A 26,463-nucleotide genomic window follows, 5' to 3' on the forward strand; every position below is an offset into this window, starting at 1 on the left:
CGGCTGATTAAATATTTAGGAAAAACGCTTCACAAACGTAAACCATTTAAAAGTTTGCTTATATTTAAACAAGCTTACTATCTAACTTCAGTTGTTACGTTAATAAAGCGTTTATTTATCTCGTATGAAGCATAAACCATTTAACGAATATGGATTTAAGCTTACATATTAGATATTGCAGATAATGCGACAGCGGTATTGTAGATAATCCCTGTAATTTGACTCCAGAGACTCAAACTATCTTTGTATTCTGTATCCAATGGCACGATTATAGTGTCTCCGGCTTGAAGCTGATCTTCACTGCTAAACCAACTCGAATGACTTGGAATGTATACTGAACCATTAGCTTTAATAACATAAGTTCGTCCTTCATCAGCTCGTTTACGCTCACCACCAGACATAGCCACATATTGTTCTACCGTTAAGCCATCTTTAAAGCGATGAGTAGCAGGGTTTTGCACTTCTCCAATAACAGCAAGGGTTTGCTTAGTCGATGGAACATAGAGAATATCAGCATCTTCAAGCTGAAGATTTGCTTGTTCAATACCTAATGAAATCGCCGATAAATCAACAACTAAACGTCCAACCGCTTTAATATTTTCTAAATCAGCCAACATCAATTGTGCATCGGCATAATTTACAACTGTCCCATCCTTAGACACTCCTCGCGTAGCGAGGTCTCGACGAAGTTGATCTGCTAGCTTTTTAATTTCAATTTGTTCTTGCTTACGAACTGATTCGCGCACAAATACTGCCGAAGGCAAATAGGCATATTCAGTAAATCCTCCCACTCTGGTGAGCAAGTCGTTTAAGGTTTCACCACGGCGAATGTTATAACGTCCGGGGAATTTCACTTCGCCTCTGATTTCTACTATCTTCGTTTCTTGCCAATCCGGTGTTGTCATCACTGTTAACATGTCACGGCCAGTTAACCGAACATTGGCATCATCAATACCCTGCATTGCCTGAGTTAAATCAATATTATGATGTTCAATGCTTGAACCTTTGATATCAGTAAAGGTAGTTGTGAGCTCAGCTCTTGCGGTATAGGCACCTTCTTTTAATCCACCAGCAGCGATTACAAGATCATTTACACGAGCGCCTACCGTCAGCGGGTAGACTCCAGGCTCTCGTACTTGCCCATCAATCGCAACGATTTGAATACCTGAGCCAGCTCGCCCTTGGCTATTCAATTTAACCATTACAGGGTAAAGTAATTCCTGACGCCCCATTTGATTACTGAGTTTAAGAAGATCTGTATCGTCAAAAAGATTAGCCAACATTTTATTGACTACGCCTTTTACCACTTCCGCTTCTTCAGCCTCGTCCTTATCCGCTATTACTACACCAGCAAGTTCAGAACGTTGCGTTAAGTTAGACTTATCAAGCTGGACGAATCCGGCTTTGAATAAATCAGAACCTAATAGGTTATTCGTATTTAAAGACGTAACTTTTTCAACTCGCTCTTTCACAAGCTTATTCAATTCATAACGATTCTGTATATCATCAGAGAAACTAAAAATAAGAATTTTATCACGAGCATTTAGGCTTAAATTTTGACTAGTTTCTTTTGCTACTATCGCTTTTCCTGGAGAAAATTGATGTACTTCAATATCGCCGTACTGATTTACTTCACGAATGACAATGGCGTAATCAAGATCAGCCGAAACCGCTAAGTCGCCCCAAAGTGAAGGCAATACATCACTAATTTTTTGCCCAGCAAACCATTGATATTTTCCAGGTCTAACAACGGCGCCTGCGACTGTAATTGCACTTTCATACTGTTCGGTCGCACTTTTAACTCGAACAACGTCCCCGGCTTTCGCCAAAGTATTTTTGCCTTGTTCAGTCGTCAAATCCACATTAACAATTGTTTTCAATGAGTTACTATTGTAACGTTCTATGGAACTGCTTCTCGGATATGCACCCGCATTCAGCCCAGCAGCCATAGCGATAACATCAGCCATGCTTTCATTATGTTTAAGCTCGTAGATAGCAGGACGTCTTACTTCTCCAGTAACACTGACAAGACCACCAATTGAAGGGATAAATACAACATCACCAGAATGGAGTCGCAAATCACCAGAAGCATCGCCGCGCATTAGCAAATCGTAAAGATCTAAAGTACCAATAAGTTTGCCGTTACGCTTTAGTTGAACGTTGCGTAAAGAACCAATCTCATTCACACCGCCGGCGACAAACAGAGCCTGTGTCATTGTTGATAAACTAGAAACCGTATACGAACCAGGCTTATAGGCATCGCCAGCAACAAAAATGCGGATAGAACGCAACTCACCCATAGTGATATTAGATTCAATACCTATCATTTGTTGCTTAATTCTTTGCGACAAAGAGTCTCGAAGCTCAGAAAAACTGAGTCCCATTACAGGGATAGGACCTAACTCAGGGAACTGAATAACACCTTCTCGGTTAATAACAAGATCATATTCCTTGTTATCTTTACCATACAGCTGAACTTTGATGTTGTCCCCTGGACCAACAAGATATTCGCCTGGAACTGGAACATCTGATACTGGAGCAAAGGTCGATGGCTCACCAGCAAACATCTCATAACCGAAACGGCGTAATTGACCTTTACTGGAATCTTCAGAGAAATCTAATTCTGATTTAGCAGTTTTTTTACGGTTATCGGTACCTCGCCCATCTTCATCTCTGGCATTATTATCTCTAGCGTTAATATCTCTAGTGCCTACCACTTCAGGATTAGAAAGCTGATTTTGGGCCTGAGTCCCCGTCAGTAGACTCGGATCAATACCATACTGCTTAGCAAGCCTTGCCTGTTCAGATTTTGGTAATTGCTTAAACTGCTCAATCATTTGTGGAGATGGCGTAACGGCATGAGCCTGAACGCCCATCAATATCGTGGCAATAAGGCCTACTATGATGAATTGTTTGATTTGTTGTAACACCAGATATCTCCGATTGGTTGAAAACAAGGCGTCGCAGTGCGACTAAAAACAAAGTACGTCGTTTACACAATATTTCACTTACAAAACGCTTCGATCGCTGGAAAACAAGTTCCAGAAAATCATTCCGCAGCAACAAAGCTCGTCAACTTTAACTGCGGAGCAATACGACTAAGAACCACTGGGGCATTTCAGCCTCTCGTTCGGCCACTAAACCTGCAGCTATTCACGTTTTAGACACACTACCGATCCGCGTGGCGGCCAGAGGCCTTCGGCGTTCGCTTAACGCATGAAACTATTCATTCGATGCCTTTCAGACACGCTACCGCCCATAGATTGCGGCTTCTATATTGCCCTTCGCGATGCGAAATTCTTATTTTTACATACAATTAAAGCTTTACATGTCTACGCTAAATCTATCAAAAGGCTTAAGTGCATAAGACACGCTCGCTATACCAACTCAAACTGACCAACGCTACTGCAGCACTTTGAAGCTTGGTGCACAATTAAAATAAAACCTATTATAGGTCTCATTTTCGAATTCGAGATTTTACTCTAAATATCAAGTTGCGATAGAACACTTAATACTCAAACCGAATACTGCCAATGAACATTTTAGTCCGTTAAGTTAAAAAATAGGGAAACATCACCCCCATAATTTTAACTACTTGATTTTAATTGGTTTTAAAGTCAGCTATACGAGCAATATCGCTAATATGAAAATTTCACAGGCTTTTAGAATGGCTAATATCTTACAAAATCATTAGAGCTATTCTTACAAATATGCTTGTATTGGACAATTAAACGCGGACTCGTTTGATGCTTTCCTCAGGTACAGTAACAGTTTTCACTTGACCCATTATGTTAAATAATATGTGACAACGCTTGTTCGGGCATTTTTCTTGAAAAATACCTTCTAGATCAACAAACGGTCCATCTGTAAAACGAATTTTTTCCCCAGTTTTTAGCTCTAATGCTTCGGCTAATACCCTTTGGGCAGGCGTTAATTCTTTCATGCGAATGGCATGGATAACTCTGTCGTCAATGGGCGTCATTTTTTCTTGACAATTAACGATTCGATTTACACCACGAGTAGAGTGGACCTGCCTAACGCTCGTCTGGCTTGGGTCAAAATTGATGAATAAATAGTTAGGAAATAATGGAACACGACTGATCTGTTTACGTCCGCGTTGAGATTTCTCTTCAGAGACCATTGGCAAATACGTCTCTAAATTTTGAAGTGCTAAGTTCTGTTGTGCTCTCGCTTCACTACGAGGCTTACAATACAAAAGGTACCATGCCTTCATACGCTAATCTCACTGCCCTATTATAAGTGACGTCCGTTCACGGGCCGCAATCATAGCAAAGATGCTTAAGTCGATGGAAGTAGTTTTTCGCCTATTCCAGCCTCTCGCTCGGTATACATACAATGCCCATATACATTAGTGAAAGCACATCTAAAAACACGGCAACACTATATTGCAGATAATGTCACCACTTGGTTTACCAAAATTGACTTTGATTGCTTTTAAGGGGTATATAAGGTGGGATTTTAGCGAAAATACTCATTTCACAGCTAAAAACATTACTTTTATTATAAAAACGTAACAATAACCCATACGTAACTAGCGGTTATTCAACAATTAATGAATGCATTAGTATGAATTGATTGCTGATTAAACCTGCAGGCGATATGGGGACGAGCAACAACCATTTTTCTGTGGTGACATCATCCTGTTTCAGGGGCCCACAGGCAATCACGAGCTTAAGGTGGAAGACTTCATGAGCGTAGCAAAACCACAAGGAACGATGCTTGGGCATCCTAAGGGATTGTTCCTGCTGTTTACAACAGAACTTTGGGAACGATTTAGTTATTATGCAATGCGTGCCATTTTGGTACTGTATTTAGTTGATCAGGTGGGTAAACAAGGCGGTGGCGGCTTAGGATTTAGCCAAGCTGACGCTTTATCCTTGTATGGTACTTTTACTGCGTTAGTGTATTTAACGCCGCTGATTGGTGGTTGGTTAGCTGATAATTTTCTGGGTCAGCGCAAAGCCATTTATTTTGGTGGTGCGTTAATGGCGGCTGGCCAATTTATGCTAGCTGCGCCTCATGCTTGGTTTCCTGGTATTGAAACGACCATTTTTTATATCGGTCTAGGTACACTCATTCTGGGTAATGGTTTGTTTAAGCCGAACATTTCCACAATGGTGGGCGATCTCTACGAGGAAGGTGATCACCGTCGCGATGGTGCATTTACTATTTTCTATATGGGAATCAATTTAGGTGCAGCATTATCCGGCTTTATTGTTGCTTGGGCTTATACTAGCTTTGGCCACACTGAAATGGTTAATGGCCAAGAGGTTTTTGTTAATAACTGGCAGGCAGGTTTCTTCTGTGCTGGTATTGGGATGCTGCTGTCGCTGGTGATTCAATTTTTATTTGCTCAAAAACTGTTAGGTAACATTGGTACCGTGCCAGCGGCCAAGCTAGAACGTGAACGCCAGGCTAAGCTAGGCAATACCCGTAAAGAACCACTTACTAAAATTGAGCGTGATCGTCTCAAGGTAATTATGGTGCTGGGTTTGTTCACTATTATTTTCTGGGCGGGATTTGAACAAGCGGGCGGGTTAATGAACTTATTTACCAATGAGTTTACTGACCGTTACATAGGTACTTGGGAAGTGCCCACGACTTATTTCCAATCGCTAAATGCTATTTTTATTGTGTTATTTGCCCCTGTAATTGCTTCAATATGGATCCGTTTAGGTAAAAATGAACCTAACTCGCCAGTGAAATTTGCCTTAGGTTTGTTCTTATTGGCGATTGGCTTCTTGTTCATGATTGGCGCTGTGGTTGAGATGGGTAGCGATCCTACTGCTAAATCAAGCATGTGGTGGTTAGTGGGTGCTTATTTCTTCCATACTATGGGTGAATTATGTTTGTCACCTATTGGCTTGTCTATGGTGACTAAGCTTGCTCCACTGCGTATTGCCTCTTTGATGATGGGCGCTTGGTTCCTGTTTATTGCGATGGCGAACAAGGTTGCTGGAGTCGTAGGCTCTTTGATTGGTCACGGTGGTGGCAAAGAGGAACAACTTGCTAATGCTATGTCAATTTTTGCCGGTATTGCGATTACAGCTGCTCTGTCTGGCGTGATCCTGTATTTTATGGCTGACAAATTAGTCGATTGGATGCATGGCGCAGAAACCAAACATCACACTGAAGCTGAAGCCTTAGAAAGCGAAATTGCAGTGACGGCTGAACATGAAGCGATAAAACGTTAATTATCCTGTTCAACTGTTTTTGACTGTTAAAACAAAACGCCTTACTCGCAAGAGTAAGGCGTTTTTGTTAAGTCAGCTACTCGGTTATATACTCAATTTCGTCAAAGCGTCTAAAAACTAAAGGCTTAACTGTAGAAAACCACCTGCTGGTAGCGTTGCATCATAGACTAAGCCCTTAAACTTGTTATCAAGTAAAGCTTGTTTATGTTCGGGCTCACTGGTCGCAATACATAACTGCTCTTGCGGTAAAATACTGCGGAACTGAATGCTCGGTTTACCCCAATCCAACACGCCAAGCTGCAGACTCTCAGGCAGTGCTAACGGGCTTAATCCCTCATCATTACGCAGATAACAACGCAGCCCCTTACCCGCCTGTGCAATAGCAGCACGGTACTTAGTTAGCTCAATAGAGACATAAATCATATCCGCTTTAATATCGAGCCCTGATTTAACTAGACGCTCGTTCAAATAGCTCATCATATTGAATGGTTCAATAATGCTTTGGCTTTGACCATTTCGAAAATCTTTAAGTTTTTGATTAACAAAGCTTCTAAGCAGAACACAGGCAAAAGCGGCTCGATTATCTTCGGGATATAAATGCGCCATATACATGATCAAGTGATCAGTGCCGACCATTGTCGAATCAATAAAGTAACTGCTAATGTCACTATTTTTATACAAACTGTAGTCAACTTTGGCGGCAGGGTAACTGATGTTTGAAGCGGGGAATAATTGTTGCTGCACTTGCTTGGCCGCGGCAACACTTTGCTCGAGCAAAACGAGGTTGTCGCTTAACTCTTGATGGGATAGGGCTTCAAAATCTGCAGCTTGAGTATCATCAATGTAGGAACTATGCAGGCTTTGTTTAATCGCTTGTTCAATGATGAATAAATCGGATACTGGTTTAACGAGATAATCACTGGCGCCAATGCGTAATGCCTCAACAACGTCAGCCATGACATTATTACCTGAGATCACAACTGAAGGGACGAGCGGCGCTAACCTTGTCATTTCCTTAAGCATATCGAGCCCACCAAGCTTAGGCATGCTTAAGTCTGCAAGAACAACATCAAAGTGCTGCGATTTGAAAAATGATAATCCTTCTTCACCGTTACAGGCTTGTGTAACTTGCGCACCTCTACTATCAAGAAAGCTTGCAACAATCTGCCTAAACACAGGATCATCTTCAACTAAAAGAACCGCAACACCATTTAACGCCATAAAAGTTCCTGAATAGAATTCATCGCATTGCCATTACTCAAGTGAACATACCGATAACGTTATTCGATAAGGCGAACACTTGCATACTAAAGACAAATGCTGTCAAGTACGGCCTATTGGTTACTCTAGCTCCTGCATATACTGTTCGAGTAACTCATCATCATCTTGTTTTTGAGGAACATTCCCATCATAGACTTTATAGTCCATGTGTTGTAAATACGCATCTTTGACAAAGGCATAGGGATCGAGTGCATTATCAACGAGTCGCTCTTGATCGATCGCAGATGCTCTGGAGTGAAGATTTTTAAGTCCCCATTTAACAATGGTTTGCCACATTGTTAGCTCAGACAAGGGAAAGTATAGACCATCAACCCAATCAGACGCGAGTTCTCGCACAACATAAGGACCCGCAAACGGTGCCATGAAATAAGGTCCATTGGGTACGCCATAATAACCAAGCACTTCGTTAAACTCATCTTGCTTACGGCTCATGCCCATCATATCTGCGACGTCAATGACACCTAATAGACCAACAGTTGTGTTAATCGTAAAGCGTCCACCGGCATTAGCTGCCCAGCCCCACTTACCCTGCAGCACATTGTTTACTAAGCTGCTAGGTTCCTCTAAATTCTGCACAAAGTTATTGATACCTGTTTTAGCAGGCGTAGGAATATAATCGTTATAACCATGGGCTACAGGACGATATAAATATCTATCTAGGTAGAGATAGTTGAAGTCCCACATAGCTCGGTTAAAGCCTTCGAACGGATCGCGGGGATCATCATAGGTAATTTGTACCTTAGCAGGTGTTTCCTGCTGAATGGTATCTGATAGGTATACTTCAGCCGATTGCACTTTAGGCAACAGCATTAACCCCAAAGATAATCCCATCCATTTTAACTTCATATCGCTCTCTTAATATAAATGTACAGTTTAGACATCAAATTTTCGCTAAAGTGACAATACAAAAATGACGATATAAAGATAATTCGTCTTAGTGGCATACTATCCAGTATGACAGTTCCGTTGTCACAAGGCGCATAAGCATACTTGGCAAAAAAAATTGGTCAATTGTTAATTTTACAAAACGAATGTATCGCCGAATAAACTATATAAGGTCTATAAATGGAGTCAATTCCACTTGTTAGCAGTCAAAACCCGCAGTTACATACTGCGACAGCCCAAGCTGATGCTCTCAATGCTTCTCCGCGCCCTATTCCAGCTCAGGTGCAAACCTCGCCTGAAGGAGATAGTATTATTCTAAACGGTACAGAATATAATTTAAAGCTTGTTAACGCTCAGCAGCGGCAAATATTATTGACAGCTAATACTTTTCTAGTCACGCCTAATACGCAAAACACGCCACCAACAACCACAGCGACTCAAAATCCCATCAGCCAACTGCTTGCTCTAGCCACGCCTATTGCGCTGAAAGTTCCAGAGGCTGTTATCAATTTGGCGCAACAAAATGGCATATCTCAGACACAGCTTTCAGCTCTTGCGGCTCGAACTCAAGGCTACCCGTTACCGAACGTCACTATTATTAACAAAGCGTTTCAATTTGCTAATGGCACTGTTGTAGCACAAGATCCTGGACCTCAGCTGAATCAAGGTGAATTCTTAGCAAAAATAGCCTTTCAGCAAGGGCGGCCTATTTTATTACTCACCCCAATACAGAGCAAACTCGAAATCGTTATTGGGGCGCCAGTAAATGAAACTCAGGTTCCCACAAATAAATTGTCTTCTGACATAGTGATCGCCAAAGTTGAACCGGTTCAGATCATCGCTTCCTTTTTAAAAAAACTTGAAGCTATCGTTTCTTTACCTGAGACAACAAAACAAGACATCATACCCAAAACTGAGGTCACGCAACTTCAAGGTAAAGCAAATACGCCACAGGCTACTAATTCAGCCAGTTCTCCCAATACTTTCAATGTGCAAGCCATAACGTCAATGCCAAAAGGTTTAGAAAAAAGTCCTTTAGTCAGTTCTCTAAACTCAGACAATATAAATCGGCTTGTGAGTCAACCCTCGCCATCCACAATCAGTACAGAAACAAATAGTAAAAATAACTTGCCTCATGGCATTGCTGATTCATTAAGTAAAGCACCTCAAGAAACACTTGGGGCCTATACTGCAGATGTAAACAAGCTAAAGGATATTTTGGGTTCCAGTGGCCTTAAAAATGGACTAAAAGCTAGTGACGTTAAAACTGACAGCCCTATGAAGGTGGCTGATGTTTTGCAAAAAGCGTTTAATAAAGCGGGGGCACTTCCTATTGAGTTGTCCCGTTCTAACAACAGCTCAAATTTAGCATCAGAGTTGTTAAAGCACTTACCGCATATAGGATTACCGCCACTCAGTCAGTTAAATGATTTAGATGAGCTCAAGGCCAATATCCTCGGGCTAACGAGTCTTAACCTTGCCACACCTCTGTCAAATCAAGCCTCAATGTTTATGAATGCCAGTGCGATTACCTCACTATTTCAACTACTACTAGGCTTTAAGGCTAATAATAGTTCGAATTCAATGAGTAAGAAATTGGCCGATTATCTTGAGCAACTGCAAGCCAAAGTCGGCTTTTCCACTAAACAACTTGGCCAACTAAGTAAAGCTGGCGGTCTTGATAGCATGGGGCAATTGGCCTCAAACTTACATTTGTACCAACAGGCAAGCAATGAGAATGCAGGCAATTTAGTCTGGTTCTTTGCCCTGCCCTATGGCATTAATCAACGCCACGAGCAATTGGAAGGTAAATTTGAGCAAGAAGTTGATTCAGATGATCCAGAGAAAAAAGCAGGATGGCGTTTACAGCTCAAGTTTAATTTAGCACAAGGTCCACTGCTGATTGCTGCTCAGCAGCACAATCAACAGTTAGATATCCAGTTTAAAGGCAATAGCCAAATGCTACTTAATAAGGTCAATAACTTTTTAACGCCCTTAAGCCAAAAACTGTCACAGCTAGGGTTTACACCAGGCGAGCTCACGACACAAATAGCGCAAGTACCAGCAACCTTATTACCTGGTGATCATTTCCTCGTCAAGACGAAGGCTTAGCTAGGGTAGGATACTAAATTTGAATACTTTAGGAATAACCCAATGAGCGAAGAGAGAGAACCTAAACAAGCTGTCGCGCTGAGCTATGATGGTCATAACGCGCCTAAAATTGTGGCAACAGGTGAAGGGCTTATCGCAGAAGAGATTATTGCTTTAGCCAAGGCTAACGGCGTTTATATCCATCAAGATCCCCATCTAAGCCATTTTTTACAGTTGCTTGAACTAGGGGATGAAATACCTAAGGAACTTTATTTGCTTATCGCCGAACTGATCGCATTTGTGTATATGCTCGACGGTAAGTTTCCCGAGCAATGGAATAATATGCATCAAAAAATTGTTGAGAAGGCATAAAATAAAAAAGCTAATTTTGGCAAATTAGCTTTAAGAGTCAAATAGAGCTTCAATATCAATCACTTGCAATTCTATGCGATCATTTACGATGAAGTCGGATCAATAACTCGGCTTCCGCTTTGGGTAATTCGCATTCTTTAATCAACTCATCCACACCAGCACCAAGCGCCACCATTTTCATGGCTCGAGTATAAAGTTTAGCCTGTGGGTCCTGTTGAGTCGTCTCTTCTATCCGTTCTGACTGCTGAAGTAGGCGTTTTTCTAACTCAATCACACGCCGACCGACTCCGATAGTGCCACTGCGTAACTCTTGTAACTCACGCTTAAACGACTCTCGCTGACGATCACCTTCTTTGACCAAAACGGTTAAGGCTTCGACCTTACTTCTTAGTTTGCTCAATTGTTTTTGTAAAAAGAGTACTAATCCTAAGCATGCGATGACATAGACTAAAGCTGCGATCAAAAATTCATCGCCCATTAAAAATCCTTATACTCACTCATAGCCATAAACTAGCAGGCATTCCAACTGAATTATCTATTCCAAAGTGCTGCACTTAAATGACTTAATATCATTAGCCATTGTTCAAGCCGCGATAAAATACTTTGCCTATCCGTAAATTGTAAAGTATTAGCATCATCGATTTATTCGCAAATACACAAAATAGCTGAATGAATTGATATCATTCAGCCTTATCTCGCTAATTGATTAAATCTGAGTCAGTTCGGCCCATTCTTCATCGGATAATAACTTGTCAAGATCGACTAAGATCAGTAACTCATTATCGCGATTACTCACACCTTGAATAAATTTAGCACTCTCTTCCGTTCCAACATTAGGCGCATTGTCGATTTCAGAGCGGCGTAGATAAACCACTTCTGCAACACTATCCACTAAGATGCCAATGACTTGCTTTTCAGCTTCAATGATAACGATTCGAGTTGAGTCATCAACTTCAGCAGATTGCAATCCAAAACGTGAGCGAGTATCAATAACTGTGACAACGTTACCACGTAAGTTAATGATGCCTAATACGTAATAAGGTGCACCGGGCACGGGGGCGATTTCAGTGTAACGCAATACTTCCTGCACTTGCATTACGTTGATGCCGTAAGTTTCATGGTCTAACTTAAAGGTAACCCATTGTAATACTGCATCATCTTTACTTGCAGCGACTGCTGCTACATTTCTTGTATCTTTCATGTTTACCTCAACCAATTGAGTCCTGACAACCTAAACCCGCATTAAGCATTTCAACTAAGGCTTGTACGTGCAAAATGCCACACATCTGCTCTTTCACTACACCCGCTAACCAAGGGCGCTTGCCTGCTTGACTACGCCAGTTGACTTGCGATTTATTAATTTTTACCGCATTGACCAAGGACTCACAAGTTAATCCCCAGTTACTGTCTTCTAATAATACAAGATATTGATAATTTACCGATTGCGCCAGTTTATCTGAGTATTTTTCTGGCATAACCCACGCACAAGTGTCAACAATATTTAATTGCTCTTCCCTATGCGTTTGTACACCGAGAAACCATGCGGGTCTGCCAAAGATATGGTTTATCCGCTCAATTTTAACTATTCCGCCTAAACTGACCAAAGGCACAGCCAATGTCAGCCCTGCTACTTTAAAGAATAGTACCTGAAACTCATCATCGAGCACTTCTTGCAAATCTTTTGTCACACTAGGAGGCGTAATACCGACTTGTGTTTCTGGCACAACCACTGGCTCAACGACTTCTTCAGCAATTATTTCATCAATAACTGGCTCTTCAACAACAGGTCGTGCTTGTGGTACTTCTACCACGGGTTGAACATCAACAGTCGGCGTAACTTCGACAAAAGATGGTGTCGGTTCTACTGTTTTAGTCTTAAGTACAGGCGCCAGCAATTTTTCTAGCGCTTGCTTATCCACTTGAGAAGCAATCTTACTTACAGGTGCAACAAACTCATGCTGTCTTGGCGTCGCTTTTGGTTGTAGCTGTACCGTTGGTGTTATCGCCCTCTCATGAGCTTGTGATGCAGCCGTACGACCATTTTCAGCCAAGATGGCTGCATCAAGTAATGCCGCCTCCGTTTGATTAGTGGCAACATTTTGATTTGAGTCAGCTTTTACTATGCTTTGAGGAGAAACCGCCTGACTTGGAGCGTCGTCTTCCTGCAGCAATAATGCGAAAAAATCAAAAACAGTTTCATCAACCGATTTTGACATGGCCAAACTCCCCAACTAATAAGAAATCTAATAATCTTTCATAGGCTTTTACGCCACGACATCCACTCGCATAATGCGATGCGGGTAAATGTGCCAAACTGGCATCTCTAAACTTAGTATCGACTGGAATCACGTCCTTCCATAGGGTTTCAGTGTATTCTGTGCCCAGCACTTGCAAAGCAGCGGGTGATGCCTTAGTACGTTTATCGTACATGGTTGGCACGACAGTATAGCTGTAACGCGTCTTTTTAGATCGCCCCATCAACTCCATCGTTTTTATCATCCGCTCTAACCCTTTAATGGCAAGAAACTCAGTCTGCACGGGAATAATAATATGCTGACTTGCCGCAAGGGCATTGACCATTAAAACACCAAGTACGGGTGGGCAATCAACGATAGCCACATCATATTCATCAGCAACTAGCGCTAATAAATTACGTAAAACTAACCCCATCCCCTCTTGATGACCTAAGGCTCTGTCTAATGTTGCCAATGCCATAGTGGCCGGCAACAAGTCGAGACCATCGACTAAGGTTGGTACTACATGGGATAAAACGAGTTCTTTAGAGAGGCTTTTATGGGCCAGAAACACATCAAATAAAGAGCCAGGAACCTCTTCAGAATCAATGCCTAAATAATAACCTAGCGAAGCGTGTGGATCGGTGTCAATCATAAGTACACGCTTGCCACGCTTAGCTAAGGTTCCCGCTAAACTCGCAACCGTCGTGGTTTTGCCTACACCACCTTTTTGATTCGCTATGGTCCAGACTTTCAAGAAGTGACCCCCCACATAAATTGATTCAATGCTAATAAATGAGAATATTTAACACGCATTCCAAAGGTTATTGCTCTTCTCTCGTCGTAACTCGGATACCACCATTGGGTAAACTAATCACTTTAACTCCATCGGCATTTTCAGAAATCACCACTGGCAGCATCTGTGCATTTTTCGGTTCAATTGACTGATTAGGTTCAATAGGCGAAGTCGCAGTCTCGACATCCTTTTTTGGCGTCTGGAGCAGCGTAGGAACTAAAGGTTGCTGATTAGCGTTATCCTTCGTCGTATCCACCCCAGAATTCTGCTTATTCAGCAAAGGCGGAACACTAATCTGGGTAGAGTCAGGACCAATTGTCACAGCCTTTTGTTCACCAGGAGTAGCCAATTGCAACATAGCTTTAGTTTGATCAGGATGAGACGCTAACCAAGCAGCAATTGCTTCAGCTTGTTCGTCAGGGACCATTAACAGTACCTGAGTCGATTCCAAACGTTTTATCTCTTCTCTCAACAAACTATTTTTATGCCGATAATCGAGACTCAAGGCACCAAGACACAAAATAGCAATCGCCATCAGCAAAATGATGAGCACACTATTCGTGCTCATCGGATGCAAACTCTTAGACACGAACAGACTCTTTTAAAATGCATTCAGCCATGTTGTCTAACGCAATCGACTGAGTGGCAATACCAGCACTAGCGACAGCCTGCGGCATGCCATAAACCACACAACTGGCTTCATCCTGCGCCCAAATGGTCGCACCGACTGCTTTCAACATCCGGGCACCTTCTCTGCCATCCGCGCCCATACCAGTTAGCACAACGGCAAGCACGTCACCGCTAAAGGCTTTGGATGCAGAAGCAAAGGTGATATCAACGCAAGGCTTGTAGTTCATGTCCGCACTGCCAGCGATGACTTTTAATCGACCACTACCTCCAGTACGTTCAACCATCATTTGCATACCGCCAGGCGCTAAATATGCACAACCCGGTTTAAGAAGATCGCCATTAGCGGCCTCTTTTACTTCAATCTTACATAAGCCATTCAAACGACTTGCAAATGCTGGCGTAAAAGCTGCGGGCATATGCTGGATTAATAAAATCGGATGCGGATAGTTTGCCGGGAATTGAGTAAGAATTTTTTGCAAAGCAACTGGACCACCAGTAGATGTGCCGATCAGCAGTATTTTATACTGCTTACCACTTGCACGAATCGACGCTGCTGTTGAGGTCCTCACAGGAGCAGTGGCAGGTGTATGCGACGCTATACTCGTTGTCCCTAAAACGCTACTTGTTGGGCGCACGCTAGGTGTTGAAGCTACGACAGGACGTGCAATAGGGCGAAACATTCTGCGGCGTCCCAATGCCTTAACTCTCTGCTGCAACAATAAAATAGCATCATCTTTATTGGTAGCAATGTCTTCAAAACGTTTAGGTAGAAAATCTAACGCACCAGCATCTAAAGCGTCTAACGTCGCTTTAGCGCCATCATGGGTTAAAGAAGAAAACATCAAGATCGGCGTCGGACATTTAGCCATGATTTCACGGACGGCAGTAATACCATCCATCACGGGCATCTCAATATCCATAGTGATAACTTGAGGATTAAGTTCAGCAGCCATCTTCACCGCTTCGGCCCCATTTGAGGCCGTCGCGATAACTTCCAGTTCAGGATCTTGATTGACTATTTCACTAACACGTCGTCTGAAAAAACTTGAGTCATCAACGACTAATACTTTAATGGCCATTCCATTCCTTAGCTTGGAAACTAATTCTTACTTTTCGCATAATGCTTTAACAATCCAGGGACATCTAAGATCAGTGCGATACCACCATCCGATGTAATCGTCGCGCCAGCCATCCCAGGAGTGCCGTGTAACATAGCGCCAAGGGGTTTAATCACCACCTCTTCTTGGCCTATTAGGGCATCCACAACAAAACCAATTTGCATCATACCTAATTGTACAATCACCACATGACCATGCTTTTTATCGCCATGTTTAAAGGTGGTTTTGTTTCTATGCAGCCAGTGCTCCAAATAGAACAAAGGCACAGCCTTGTTACGCACTATGACGGTGAGTTGTCCATCGACGATATTGGTCTTAGTAAGATCGAGATGAAATATCTCGTTCACGCTAGACAGAGGTAATGCAAACACTTGTTTAGCGACATCAACCATTAAGGTTGGCATAATCGCCAGCGTTAACGGTACTTTAATCTCAAGTATCGTGCCCTTACCTTTCATAGAATCAATATGCACTGTGCCGTTAAGCTGAGTGATACGGGTTTTTACCACGTCCATCCCAACGCCACGACCAGAAATATCTGAAATTTCGACCTTAGTTGAAAAACCTGGCGCAAAAATTAAATTATAAGCTTCGCTGTCAGTCATCCGCGAAGCTGAATCTTCATCAAGTACACCACGTGTTATCGCGATTTTTTTCAGTTTTTCAGGGTCCATACCTGCGCCATCGTCTTCGATTTTCAGCAGTATATGGTCACCTTCCTGACTTGCAGATAAGGTAATTGTACCCGTTCTCGGCTTGCCACTGGCTTCACGCTCATTTGGCATTTCAATACCGTGATCCACCGAGTTACGCACTAAGTGGACGAGTGGATCGGCAAGCGCTTCAACTAAGTTTTTATCTAGGTCAGTTTCTTCACCGACCATAATCAAATCAATTTCTTTATTGAGTGTACGCGCAAGATCACGGACTACCCGAGGGAACCGACCAAACACTTTCTTGATCGGTTGCATACGGGTTTTCATCACCGCGCCTTGCAAATCGGCTGTCACGAGATCTAAGTTCGCAAGGGCTTTAGACATTTCCTCATCATCACGACTGATGCCTAAGCTCACTAATCGATTACGCACTAATACTAACTCACCGACCATATTCATGATTTGGTCGAGTCGTGCAGTATCAACACGAACCGTGGTTTCACCTTGAGGCACATTTGCTGAACTTGCTTTAGCAGGCGCTTTCTCTACAACCGCGATGTCTACTTTCGGTTTTGCGGCAACAACGGGGGCTAGTGCTGCAACTTTCGCAGGCTCAGGAGTCACTGCGGCTTTAGGTGCAGCTGCCACAGCTGGCGTCACTGGCGACGCTTTTACGTCAGCTTTCGCAGGTGCTCCGCCTTTACCATGGAGTTCATCAAGTAATCTTTCAAACTCATCATCAGTAATTTCATCGGCATCGACTATAGGTTGAGGCGTAGGTGCGGCGACAACCTTTGGTTTAGCCGGCACTTCTGCCTCGACTTTAAACTTGCCAGAACCGTGAAGTTCATCAAGCAATGCTTCAAACTCGTCATCAGTGATGTCATCGCCCGATGCAGGAGACGCTTTAACCTGTGCCGCAGGCTTAGCGACAACAGGTTCAGAGACCACGGCGGTAGCCGCCGCAGGACCTTTTCCTGAGCCATGAAGCGCATCTAATAAAGCTTCAAATTCAGCGTCGTTGATATCATCAATACTTGAAGATGAGCTATGACTTATCTCTATAGAGATGTCTTGTGGGACGGGAGTTTCAACAATGGTTTCAACGACAGGCTCAGGTTCGACAATTTCGACCACCTCTGCAGACGCAACTTCAGATGGCAATGGCGCACCTGAACTCAGCATTTTAAGCCTAGCCAACAAACCCGAATCGGCAGGATCTTGCTGCTCGCCCTGCTGCGTTTGAGCAAACATGGTATTAATTGCATCAACAGCCTGCAAAATAATATCCATCAGCTCTGCATTGACGCTACGTTTGCCTGTCCGTAATAAATCGAAGGTATTTTCAGCCTCATGACACACATCGACCATGGGAGTTAAGCTAAGAAAGCCTGCGCCACCTTTAACGGTGTGGAACCCTCTAAAAATGGCGTTTAGCAAGTTAGTGTCATCAGGATTATTTTCAAGCGCAACGAGTTGCTCTTGCAGAAGCTCTAAAATTTCACCGGCTTCGATTAAAAAGTCCTGGAGTATCTCTTCATCTACATCAAAGGCCATCAAATTGACTCCCAGTTAGAAACCCAGACTCGATAGAAGATCATCCACTTCGTCTTGACCCGTTACTACATCTTGACGAAGCTCGGCATTCATTATCGGCCCTTCCGCTTCAATATTATTTTTCTGAGCAATCTGAGTTTCAATCATAGGTTGCTCACCAAATACCGTCAGCATAGAAACCAGATTGCTTTCAACTTCCATAACCAGATCAATAACACGACGTATCATTTGTCCTGTTAAGTCTTGAAAATCTTGCGCCATCAATATTTGATTTAACAATTCACGCAGTCGAGTCGAGTCATTTGAACTACGGGACATAAGATCTTGGACATCGTGGCAAAGAACCTTAAACTCGCTGAGTTCTATTTCTCGGCGCATTAATTTGTCCCAAGATGGCATGACTTTTTGAATATTTACCGTTACGGCATTGGCCAAAGGTAAACATTCTTCTACCGCATCCATGGTTTTATTTGCCGCTTGTTCAGTCATGTCAATAACGTAATTTAAACGTTGTTTGGCATCGGGAATTTCTGTATTGGCTAATTCAGCTAGACGATTATCAACTTGAAAATCCATTAAAGCGCTATGAAGTTGCCGAGTTAATTTCCCTACCTCTTCAAATAATTCTCGTTGCAGTGGAGCAGCAAGCTCCCGTAATAAATCATCTGCCTGACGTTGCTCACCGACACTTAATAATTCAACCAAGTGCTGAGCTTGTTCGAGCGTGATGAGCCCTGATGTTTGTGACTTCATAGCTCATCCTTGCTCAAGCGAGTCGTTCGAATATTTTATCTAGCTTCTCTTTCAGCGTTGCAGCGGTAAAAGGCTTAACCACATATCCATTCACTCCCGCTTGAGCGGCAGCGATAATCTGTTCACGTTTTGCTTCAGCTGTCACCATTAATACGGGTAAATGCTTTAGCGAATCATCTGCGCGAATTGCTTTTAACAGATCGATGCCTTGCATACCGGGCATATTCCAATCTGTAACAACAAAATCAAAATCCCCCTTTTGCAACATCGGCAGGGCTGTTGAGCCATCGTCTGCTTCTTGGGTATTATTAAACCCCAAGTCTCGCAACAAGTTCTTGATGATACGCCTCATTGTCGAAAAATCGTCAACAATGAGAATCTTCATATTCTTGTCCAAGGTTTCCTCCGGTGAGCTGACATTCTGTGCTCGATTAATAATTATACTTATGTCCAGTGCTTGAGTTTAGCTTTCAATCGCAACATTGCCTGACTTAATATCTGGCTAACACGCGATTCACTGACCTCAAGAATGGCGCCAATCTCTTTTAAATTCAATGCTTCATCGTAGTACAGGGATAACACTAATGCATCTCTTTCAGGCAATAATTTAATTGCCTCAACCAGCGCAGAATGAAATTGGTTCTCAGCTAATGCTTCAAAAGAGTCATCATCGGACCGATCACTCACTGTAAGTATATCCTGAGATACGCCTAAGTCTTCTATCCCTATGATTTTTCCGACAGAAACATCGTTAAGAATATGATGGTACTCATCGAGCGTCATATCAAGTTTTTCTGCAATTTCTGTGTCGCGTGCATCACGGCCCAGTTCTTGCTCTAACTCATCAATAGCATGTGCAACCTTGCGGTTATTACGATGAACGGAACGAGGCACCCAATCACCACGGCGAATTTCATCTAACATCGCCCCTCGTATACGTATGCCGGCGAAGGTTTCAAATTTCGCACCCTTGCCACCATCAAACTTGGATGATGCTTCTAATAAACCCATCATCCCAGCTTGGAGTAAATCATCTAGCTGCACTGAGGCAGGTAGTCTGGCGAGTAAATGATGCGCAATTCTTTTCACCAACGGAGCATACTGTTCAACGATCGACGATTTATTGTCTAAACAAGTATACGCAGCGGCTTTATTCACTCGTTTTTTCCTCTTGAAAATCTGGTCGTTGCACTAAACGCTCAACGAAAAACTCCAAATGCCCACCAGGTTGCTGCGGTACAGGCCAGCTCAGAATTTTATTTGCCAATCCTTGATACGCAATCGCCGCTGGTGATTTAGGATAAGCTTCAACTACCAGTTTTTGCTTACGAACTGATTTACGTAAGTTTTCGTCAAATGGAATAGTTGCAACTAATTCAAGGGCGACATCTAAAAATCTGTCGGTCACTTTACTGAGTTTAGCAAATAATTCCATACCTTCGCGTAAACTACGCACCATATTGGCAACTATTTTAAAACGGAACACGCCATGCTCACGGCTGAGGATTTTTATCAGGGCGTAGGCATCAGTTATCGATGTGGGTTCATCACAAACAACGACCAGCACATCCTGCGATGCACGTGAGAAACTGAGCACCATATCTGAAATCCCAGCAGCAGTATCTACGACTAGAATATCAAACTGAGTCCGCATCTCACTGAAAGCGCGAATTAACCCTGCATGCTGCGCTGGGCTTAATTCCACCATCCCTTGCGTCCCTGAAGTGGCTGGCACTATGCCAATTCCCTTAGGGCCGCGAACGATAATATCGTCAAGCTCTGCATCACCAGAGAGAACATGGGAGAGGTTACGCTCGGCACGAATACCCAGCATGACATCGACGTTTGCTAAGCCAAGGTCAGCATCAAGTACCAAGACACGCTTGCCTTTTTCGGCTAATGCCACAGCTGTATTAATGGAAACGCTGGTTTTGCCAACGCCACCTTTACCACCTGTGACCGCGATTACTTTCACTTTTTCGTTATAGGGTTGATTCATCATACGTAAACCACTTGCTTGATCCAGGGTCATAAATCTACTCAAATGCACAGGCCATATTATCTGACCACGCTGTGTCTTGTAATGATTGTTGTTCTGTACTATCTAACGCTGCGAGTGCCTGTTGGGCTAAATCTAAGGTATCCGCAACTTTCATATCTTCAGGAACTCTTTGCCCATCAGTAACATAACTTAATGGTAATCCGTTTTGGATCAACACACTTAATGCCCCTGCTAACGACACAGATTCATCGAGTTTTGTAAGAACGACACCAGATAGGGGAATGCGTTTAAAATGATTGACTGCATCTTGCAATACACGGCGCTGCCCTGTCGCAGACAGTACCAGATAACTGCGGATAGGTATCCTGCTATTTGCAGTTAAATTATCAAGTTGCTGGTAAAGACGCATATCTCGCTGTCCCATGCCAGCCGTATCTATCAATACTAGCTTGCGATTCCTAAACTGATAAAGAATTTGCTCTAATTCATTCAGATCATGAGCTTGCTTTACAGGGCAGCCCATTATTTTGCCATAAGTTGCTAATTGCTCATAGGCTCCGATGCGATAATGGTCTGTCGTTATCAAAGCAACATGCTCTGCACCATGATGAGCGGCAAAACGGGCCGCAAGTTTAGCTAATGACGTGGTTTTACCCACACCCGTTGGCCCCACCAATGCAACCACCCCGCCCTGTTTAACAATATCATCACCTTGATTATCAAGCATATTAGCTAAACTTTGAGGTAAGGCTCTGACTAATTCTGCAGGCGTATAATGTTGGCTCAGCGCCGCTAATTTATTGGCAACCGCAGGGGAAAATTCAGCCTCAAGTAACTTGGCTTCGAGCATAGCACCGACGGGGTCGATACGTTTTTTATGTTCTGTCATCAAAGAGGACACTTGATGTGTTAACAAATTACGCAATGAAGCTAGCTCATCACGCATTGCCTCAATATCGGCATTTTGTTTCTGTGATGTTTGTGGCTTCTTATCAAAAGCGGCAGGCGCTTCGCGACGCTCTACTTTGGCAGTAGCCGGCGCTTGTAAGCCCTTAGCCCATGCAGGTAAATCTGCATCAACTTGCTGATGCGACATCTGTTGATTCAAACGACTTTGCTGCTTCTCTAACAAGGCTTGTAATGAGTCAGCAGGTGCCGCAAGCTTTGCACGGGTTTCTACTCGTATAGGCTGCTTAGCCCCTAGGGATACGAGGTCGTCACTCACGTCCATAAAGGTTGGCGCTGGCGCAGTAGCTGCGGTTTTTGCTTTAGGCTCATCATAGTCAACGGCAGCGACAATTTCGATGCCACCATTCACTTTCTTATTTGACATAATGACGGCATCTGAGCCGAGTGTTTCTTTCACTTGGGCCAGTGCGGCGCGCATGTCTTTGGCAAAAAATCGTTTAATCTTCACTTATGCGTCCTCTACTGGCCGACTGCAGATACGATACGTATTTGCTTCTCATCAGGTATTTCTTGATACGAAATGACTCTGAGATTAGGAATAGTATGTTTAACAAAGCGTGACAGCGTCGCGCGTAACATACCTGACGTCAACAATATGGCGGGTTGTCCGACCATTTCTTGCTTCTGAGCCGCATCGGCAAGGGACTGCTGCATGCGTTCTGCAAGACCGGGTTCAATATTTGGACCATCACCACCGGTTGCCTGCATTGATTGATGCAACATCTGTTCCAACTCTGGCGCCAATGTAATGACGGGGATTTCTAACTCTGGACCAGAGATCTCTTGGACTATCATACGTTTCAATGCAATACGCACCGCGGCGGTCAAAACTTCAGTGTCATTACTCTTAGTGCCGTATTCTAACAAAGTTTGCACTATTGTACGCAAGTCTCTGACTGAAACCCCTTCATTTAACAGGTTCTGCATCACTTTTACGACATGTCCGAGTGGCATGACATCAGGAATAAAGCCATCCACCAGTTTAGGCGAGTGTTTCGCAAGCATATCCATCAGTTGTTGCACTTCTTCGTAACCTAACAACTTAGCTGCATTATTGGTCAGCAATTGGCTAATATGGGTTGCTACAACCGTAGCGGCGTCAACAACCGTATACCCTAATGTTTGGGCATGCTCACGTAATTCAGGGGCAATCCATACCGCTTCAAGACCAAAAGCTGGGTCACGCGTTTCAATACCATCGAGCTTGCCATAGACTTGGCCAGGGTTAATCGCCAATTCGCAGTCGTGTCGAATATCCGCCTCACCAACAACTACGCCCATTAATGAAATGCGATAGGCATTAGGCGACAAATCTAAGTTATCGCGAATATGCACCGCTGGCACTAAGAAGCCCAGTTCTTGGGATAACTTTTTACGTACGCCTTTGATACGGCTTAATAACTCGCCACCTTGACCTTTATCGACCAGCGGAATTAAACGATATCCCACCTCAAGCCCAATAGTATCAACATGATGCACATCATCCCAGCCCAACTCTTTAGGCTCTTTATCTTGCCTCTCTACAGGACCAGACTTAACAAGTTCTAGGGCTTTAATGCGTTTTGATTCATTACGTTTATAGACAAAATAGGCGGCACCTGCCGTCATAAAAGCAAAACTTAAGAACGCCATATGCGGCATACCAGGAACGATTCCCATGACAAATAGGACTCCGGCAGCAATACCCAATGACTTATGACTGTCAAACATCTGACTCATCATCATTTGGCCCATATCACCGGATTCATTTTGACGGGTTACCATCAATGCTGCTGCGATTGACAATAATAACCCAGGGATCTGCGCCACCAGACCATCACCGATAGTCAGCAAGGTATAAATTTCAACCGCTTCTGAGAAACTTAAGCCATGCTGAACAATACCTATGATGAAACCACCTAAGATGTTGATCACTAAAATCATGATACCCGCAATAGCATCACCTTTTACGAACTTTGAAGCACCGTCCATCGCACCATAAAAATCAGCTTCACGGGTCACTTCGGCGCGACGTAATCTTGCTTGATCTTGATTCAAAGTCCCGGCATTTAAATCGGCATCGATTGCCATTTGCTTGCCAGGCATAGCATCTAAGGTAAAGCGGGCGCTCACTTCAGCGATACGACCAGCACCTTTAGTCACTACCGCAAAGTTGATGATAATCAAAATGATGAATACAACTAAACCAACGGCATAGTTACCACCAATCACCACGGAACCGAAGGCTTCAATCACCTTACCTGCCGCATCGCCACCATTATGGCCTTCGAGTAAAACCACACGAGTTGAAGCGACGTTCAGAGCAAGGCGAAGTAGAGTCGCCACTAACAAGACGCTCGGGAAAGCGGCAAAATCCAACGGTCTATCGGTATAAATAGCGACTAATAATACGATGAGCGCTAAGGCTATGTTGAATGAAAAAAGTATGTCTAGTAAGAATGGAGGGATAGGTAAAACTATCATGGCCAATGCTGCGAGTACGAGTATAGGAGTGCCTATACCTTTAAACGTACTCAAGCGCATTTGTTTTACCTGACCTAAGGTCGCTCTAACATCCATTCATAATTACCTAAACTTTGACGTATGGCAGCATAAAAGCAAAAAGTAGGCCAATAGCTTATTGGCGCACAATAATATCACGGCTTAAAAGAATTTTTCGCTTAGACCTTAATATTTTAACTCATCAGGAATGGGTTGATTAAGAGGGATAGGAATAGGCTTTCGACCTCGACCTTTTTGGTATTGGCGCAACTGGAACACATAGGCCAAAATCTGCGCCACAGCAGTAAACAGTCCTTCAGGGATTTGTTGATCCAACTTAGTTGTATGGTATATAGCTCTTGCTAATGGCGGAGCAGAGACGATTGTCACATTATGGGCGCGGGCAATCTCACGAATTTTAAATGCGACATCATCAACACCTTTAGCAACAACAAAAGGCGCGACTGAACGCTGCACGTCATATTTAATCGCTACCGCAAAATGCTCAGGGTTAACGACGATGACATCGGCATTGGGTACTTCAGCCATCATTCGACGCTGAGCCAACTCGCGTTGCATCTGCCGTACCCGTCCTTTAACTTCAGGCTTCCCTTCAGTATCTTTATACTCATCCTTTACTTCTTGTTTGGTCATCTTGAGTTGCTTATTGTGATTCCAAAGTTGAAATGGAACATCGATGACGACAATTAACAAAATAGAGCAGCACAACAGGATAAACATCCACACGAGCAAATCTAATGCGTGGTAAACATTGCCAGGAAGATGATCACTAGACAACAACAGAATTTCATTGAAATAAAAGCTCAGTAATAAATATGCAGAAAATGCCACCACAGAAAACTTGGCAATCCCTTTCGTCAGCTCAACTAGCGCCTGCACACCGAACATACGCTTCAAACCTGCTGCAGGGCTCATTTTACTGGCCTTAGGCATCATAGCTTGGGTCGAGAAATTCATTCCACCTAAAGCCACGTTGCCAATAAAAGCAACAACCACAATTAACAGCATTATTTTTGCCATGGGCCAGACGATTTCACCCGCGACAACACCCCAAACATTAAACATTTCTTCAGTATCAAAAACTTGCGCCCTGTCCATGGTAAAAACAGTCTCAAACACCCGAGTTAAACTCTTGGCTAGACTTGGACCTAGCATATAAAAACCACACGCAGCAGAAATTAATACCGCTGCTGTACCGAGTTCTTTCGAACGCGCAATCTGTCCTTTTTCCCGCGCCTGTTCAAGACGCCTCCCTGTGGGTTCCTCACTGCGTTCACCGCTTGATTCTTCAGCCATGGGCAGCTCCTAATACCGTCATATCAAACCATCGGCGTTACATTGAAGCGCTAACATATCGCAAAGCAGCACTTGAGCCGCAGCCCACACTTCATCGAAATGGGCCATAACAGGCGTTAAGGTTAACCAAAGAATAAATAACCCGCCAATCATAGTGATCGGAAAACCAATAGAGAAAATGTTTAATTGCGGCGCGGCGCGAGTCATCACACCGAAGGACAAGTTCACTAATAACAAGGCAATAATCGCGGATATTGACATAGTTAATGCCGCACCAAACATATACGAGCCCCAATCAGCTAAAGCGCGGTAGCTAGTGAGAGTTAATCCTTGATTAGAAATGGGTAGGGTCTCAAAACTCGCTACCAACATACGGATCATTAATAGATGTCCATCGACGGCTAAGAAGATTAATGTCGCCAATAATAGAAAAAAGTTACCAATAACGGGTGTTTGCTGACCCGAACCTGGATCAACCATAGAGGCAAACCCGAGACTGGTTTGCATACCAATAATCTGGCCGGTTAATACAAAAACTTGCATCACCATTTGAGTAACAAACCCCATGGCAACACCAATAATGATTTGCTGCGCAGTAATAAATACTGCACTGAGTGAAAATAGATCGGCATTTTGAACCGGAGGAAGGACTGGCGCGATCGCAATGGTAATCGCCATGGCCAATAATAGACGCACACGAGTTGGAGTGGTTGCTGCCCCAAACACCACCATAACCATTAGCATACTCGCGACCCGAAACAGCGGCCACATATAAGCGGCAATGGTCTGCACTAACGTATCGAGCAGCAGCTCCATTGGGTTAGCCTATTACTTGCGGAATGCGATTAACCATCTCGACAAAAAAGTCCATCAAAGTTTCAACCAACCAATGCCCCATAAACATTAGCGCAAGCAGCGTTATGATTAAACGCGGAAGAAAACTTAAGGTTTGCTCGTTAATCGAAGTCGCGGCTTGAAACACGGCGACAATCAAACCAATACCCAGCCCTGGTAATACAATAGCTGACACCATAATAACAATTACGGATAGAGCTTCACGAAAAATATCAATCAGCGCCTCTGGACTCATGTGCGTACTCTCCCTT

Annotated in this window: 23 protein-coding genes; 3 read left to right on the top strand and 20 right to left on the bottom strand. The window is 43.4% G+C overall.

What is annotated here, in order from left to right; all coding sequences use genetic code 11:
- Window positions 1-161: 161 nt before the first annotated feature.
- Window positions 162-2,930, bottom strand: a complete 2,769-nt coding sequence (locus Q4Q46_RS03910) for an SLBB domain-containing protein (protein ID WP_311905286.1) — start codon at window positions 2,928-2,930, stop codon at window positions 162-164.
- 797 nt (window positions 2,931-3,727) lie between these two features.
- Window positions 3,728-4,234, bottom strand: coding sequence for a transcription/translation regulatory transformer protein RfaH (gene rfaH / locus Q4Q46_RS03915; protein WP_311905287.1), 507 nt, complete (start codon window positions 4,232-4,234; stop codon window positions 3,728-3,730).
- 475 nt (window positions 4,235-4,709) lie between these two features.
- Between rfaH and Q4Q46_RS03920 the strand changes: the two genes are divergently transcribed.
- Window positions 4,710-6,215: a peptide MFS transporter gene (locus tag Q4Q46_RS03920; RefSeq protein WP_028761163.1), complete on the top strand. Its 1,506-nt coding sequence runs from the start codon at window positions 4,710-4,712 to the stop codon at window positions 6,213-6,215.
- Window positions 6,216-6,332: 117 nt separating this feature from the next.
- Here the strand turns inward: Q4Q46_RS03920 and Q4Q46_RS03925 are convergent, their stop codons facing one another.
- Together Q4Q46_RS03925 and Q4Q46_RS03930 are read right to left on the bottom strand one after the other, a co-directional pair.
- Window positions 6,333-7,436 carry a response regulator gene (locus Q4Q46_RS03925; RefSeq protein ID WP_311905288.1) on the bottom strand — a complete coding sequence of 368 codons (1,104 nt, stop codon included), beginning with the start codon at window positions 7,434-7,436 and terminating at the stop codon, window positions 6,333-6,335.
- Between the two features lie 120 nt (window positions 7,437-7,556).
- The gene (locus Q4Q46_RS03930; RefSeq protein WP_311905289.1) at window positions 7,557-8,342 is read right to left on the bottom strand and encodes an MlaA family lipoprotein; all 786 of its coding nucleotides are present in this window, start codon (window positions 8,340-8,342) and stop codon (window positions 7,557-7,559) included.
- Between the two features lie 219 nt (window positions 8,343-8,561).
- Here Q4Q46_RS03930 and Q4Q46_RS03935 point away from each other — a divergent pair, with 219 nt between their 5' ends.
- Both Q4Q46_RS03935 and Q4Q46_RS03940 read left to right on the top strand, forming a co-directional pair.
- On the top strand, window positions 8,562-10,493 hold the full coding sequence (locus tag Q4Q46_RS03935; RefSeq protein WP_311905290.1) for a hypothetical protein: 1,932 nt from the start codon (window positions 8,562-8,564) through the stop codon (window positions 10,491-10,493).
- Window positions 10,494-10,535: 42 nt separating this feature from the next.
- The gene (locus Q4Q46_RS03940; protein ID WP_106651058.1) at window positions 10,536-10,844 is read left to right on the top strand and encodes an EscU/YscU/HrcU family type III secretion system export apparatus switch protein; all 309 of its coding nucleotides are present in this window, start codon (window positions 10,536-10,538) and stop codon (window positions 10,842-10,844) included.
- A 79-nt stretch (window positions 10,845-10,923) separates the two neighbouring features.
- Here the strand turns inward: Q4Q46_RS03940 and Q4Q46_RS03945 are convergent, their stop codons facing one another.
- The 16 genes from Q4Q46_RS03945 to fliQ all read right to left on the bottom strand — a co-directional run bounded on the left by Q4Q46_RS03945 (window position 10,924) and on the right by fliQ (window position 26,447).
- Window positions 10,924-11,322, bottom strand: a complete 399-nt coding sequence (locus tag Q4Q46_RS03945) for a DUF2802 domain-containing protein (RefSeq protein WP_006082379.1) — start codon at window positions 11,320-11,322, stop codon at window positions 10,924-10,926.
- 228 nt (window positions 11,323-11,550) lie between these two features.
- Complete coding sequence (locus Q4Q46_RS03950; RefSeq protein WP_006082380.1) at window positions 11,551-12,045, bottom strand: chemotaxis protein CheW; 495 nt, start codon at window positions 12,043-12,045, stop codon at window positions 11,551-11,553.
- Window positions 12,046-12,052: 7 nt separating this feature from the next.
- Window positions 12,053-13,060 (bottom strand): chemotaxis protein CheW, encoded by a 1,008-nt coding sequence (locus Q4Q46_RS03955; RefSeq protein WP_311905291.1) that lies wholly within the window; start codon window positions 13,058-13,060, stop codon window positions 12,053-12,055.
- A complete protein-coding gene (locus Q4Q46_RS03960) occupies window positions 13,044-13,835 on the bottom strand; it encodes a ParA family protein (protein WP_106651060.1) in 792 nt (263 codons plus the stop codon). The genes Q4Q46_RS03955 and Q4Q46_RS03960 overlap by 17 nt, the downstream gene beginning before the upstream one ends.
- Before the next feature lie 67 nt (window positions 13,836-13,902).
- Window positions 13,903-14,442, bottom strand: coding sequence for a membrane anchored protein in chemotaxis locus (locus tag Q4Q46_RS03965; protein WP_311905384.1), 540 nt, complete (start codon window positions 14,440-14,442; stop codon window positions 13,903-13,905).
- Between the two features lie 13 nt (window positions 14,443-14,455).
- Entirely contained in the window at window positions 14,456-15,583 is a 1,128-nt protein-coding gene (locus tag Q4Q46_RS03970; RefSeq protein WP_006085600.1) for a protein-glutamate methylesterase/protein-glutamine glutaminase, read from the bottom strand.
- Between the two features lie 20 nt (window positions 15,584-15,603).
- Window positions 15,604-17,835, bottom strand: a complete 2,232-nt coding sequence (locus Q4Q46_RS03975; RefSeq protein ID WP_311905292.1) for a chemotaxis protein CheA — start codon at window positions 17,833-17,835, stop codon at window positions 15,604-15,606.
- A 15-nt stretch (window positions 17,836-17,850) separates the two neighbouring features.
- Complete coding sequence (locus tag Q4Q46_RS03980) at window positions 17,851-18,588, bottom strand: protein phosphatase CheZ (protein ID WP_261271460.1); 738 nt, start codon at window positions 18,586-18,588, stop codon at window positions 17,851-17,853.
- Window positions 18,589-18,601: 13 nt separating this feature from the next.
- Window positions 18,602-18,985, bottom strand: a complete 384-nt coding sequence (gene cheY, locus Q4Q46_RS03985; RefSeq protein WP_007649667.1) for a chemotaxis response regulator CheY — start codon at window positions 18,983-18,985, stop codon at window positions 18,602-18,604.
- A gap of 47 nt (window positions 18,986-19,032) precedes the next feature.
- Window positions 19,033-19,746, bottom strand: coding sequence for an RNA polymerase sigma factor FliA (locus Q4Q46_RS03990; RefSeq protein WP_028761175.1), 714 nt, complete (start codon window positions 19,744-19,746; stop codon window positions 19,033-19,035).
- Window positions 19,739-20,620, bottom strand: a complete 882-nt coding sequence (locus tag Q4Q46_RS03995; protein ID WP_006082389.1) for a MinD/ParA family protein — start codon at window positions 20,618-20,620, stop codon at window positions 19,739-19,741. Before Q4Q46_RS03995 ends, Q4Q46_RS03990 begins: the two co-directional genes overlap by 8 nt.
- A 4-nt stretch (window positions 20,621-20,624) precedes the next feature.
- The gene (gene flhF, locus Q4Q46_RS04000; protein ID WP_311905293.1) at window positions 20,625-22,007 is read right to left on the bottom strand and encodes a flagellar biosynthesis GTPase FlhF; all 1,383 of its coding nucleotides are present in this window, start codon (window positions 22,005-22,007) and stop codon (window positions 20,625-20,627) included.
- An 11-nt stretch (window positions 22,008-22,018) separates the two neighbouring features.
- The gene (flhA, locus tag Q4Q46_RS04005) at window positions 22,019-24,118 is read right to left on the bottom strand and encodes a flagellar biosynthesis protein FlhA (RefSeq protein ID WP_311905294.1); all 2,100 of its coding nucleotides are present in this window, start codon (window positions 24,116-24,118) and stop codon (window positions 22,019-22,021) included.
- A gap of 108 nt (window positions 24,119-24,226) precedes the next feature.
- Window positions 24,227-25,357 carry a flagellar biosynthesis protein FlhB gene (flhB, locus tag Q4Q46_RS04010; RefSeq protein WP_311905295.1) on the bottom strand — a complete coding sequence of 377 codons (1,131 nt, stop codon included), beginning with the start codon at window positions 25,355-25,357 and terminating at the stop codon, window positions 24,227-24,229.
- Between the two features lie 18 nt (window positions 25,358-25,375).
- Window positions 25,376-26,173, bottom strand: a complete 798-nt coding sequence (fliR, locus tag Q4Q46_RS04015; protein WP_311905296.1) for a flagellar biosynthetic protein FliR — start codon at window positions 26,171-26,173, stop codon at window positions 25,376-25,378.
- A gap of 4 nt (window positions 26,174-26,177) precedes the next feature.
- A complete protein-coding gene (fliQ, locus tag Q4Q46_RS04020) occupies window positions 26,178-26,447 on the bottom strand; it encodes a flagellar biosynthesis protein FliQ (protein ID WP_106651069.1) in 270 nt (89 codons plus the stop codon).
- Between the last annotated feature and the right edge of the window lie 16 nt (window positions 26,448-26,463).

Source organism: Shewanella vaxholmensis (genome assembly GCF_031932135.1).
Taxonomy (GTDB): Bacteria; Pseudomonadota; Gammaproteobacteria; order Enterobacterales; family Shewanellaceae; genus Shewanella; species Shewanella hafniensis.

Coding starts and splice junctions, on each gene's coding strand:
- rfaH (WP_311905287.1), bottom strand. CDS start 4,234: ATGAAGGCATGGTACCTTTTGTATTGTAAGCCTCGTAGTGAAGCGAGA.
- Q4Q46_RS03920 (WP_028761163.1), top strand. CDS start 4,710: ATGAGCGTAGCAAAACCACAAGGAACGATGCTTGGGCATCCTAAGGGA.
- Q4Q46_RS03925 (WP_311905288.1), bottom strand. CDS start 7,436: ATGGCGTTAAATGGTGTTGCGGTTCTTTTAGTTGAAGATGATCCTGTG.
- Q4Q46_RS03930 (WP_311905289.1), bottom strand. CDS start 8,342: ATGAAGTTAAAATGGATGGGATTATCTTTGGGGTTAATGCTGTTGCCT.
- Q4Q46_RS03935 (WP_311905290.1), top strand. CDS start 8,562: ATGGAGTCAATTCCACTTGTTAGCAGTCAAAACCCGCAGTTACATACT.
- Q4Q46_RS03940 (WP_106651058.1), top strand. CDS start 10,536: ATGAGCGAAGAGAGAGAACCTAAACAAGCTGTCGCGCTGAGCTATGAT.
- Q4Q46_RS03945 (WP_006082379.1), bottom strand. CDS start 11,322: ATGGGCGATGAATTTTTGATCGCAGCTTTAGTCTATGTCATCGCATGC.
- Q4Q46_RS03950 (WP_006082380.1), bottom strand. CDS start 12,045: ATGAAAGATACAAGAAATGTAGCAGCAGTCGCTGCAAGTAAAGATGAT.
- Q4Q46_RS03955 (WP_311905291.1), bottom strand. CDS start 13,060: ATGTCAAAATCGGTTGATGAAACTGTTTTTGATTTTTTCGCATTATTG.
- Q4Q46_RS03965 (WP_311905384.1), bottom strand. CDS start 14,442: ATGAGCACGAATAGTGTGCTCATCATTTTGCTGATGGCGATTGCTATT.
- Q4Q46_RS03970 (WP_006085600.1), bottom strand. CDS start 15,583: ATGGCCATTAAAGTATTAGTCGTTGATGACTCAAGTTTTTTCAGACGA.
- Q4Q46_RS03975 (WP_311905292.1), bottom strand. CDS start 17,835: ATGGCCTTTGATGTAGATGAAGAGATACTCCAGGACTTTTTAATCGAA.
- Q4Q46_RS03980 (WP_261271460.1), bottom strand. CDS start 18,588: ATGAAGTCACAAACATCAGGGCTCATCACGCTCGAACAAGCTCAGCAC.
- Q4Q46_RS03995 (WP_006082389.1), bottom strand. CDS start 20,620: ATGACCCTGGATCAAGCAAGTGGTTTACGTATGATGAATCAACCCTAT.
- flhA (WP_311905294.1), bottom strand. CDS start 24,118: ATGGATGTTAGAGCGACCTTAGGTCAGGTAAAACAAATGCGCTTGAGT.
- flhB (WP_311905295.1), bottom strand. CDS start 25,357: ATGGCTGAAGAATCAAGCGGTGAACGCAGTGAGGAACCCACAGGGAGG.
- fliR (WP_311905296.1), bottom strand. CDS start 26,173: ATGGAGCTGCTGCTCGATACGTTAGTGCAGACCATTGCCGCTTATATG.
- fliQ (WP_106651069.1), bottom strand. CDS start 26,447: ATGAGTCCAGAGGCGCTGATTGATATTTTTCGTGAAGCTCTATCCGTA.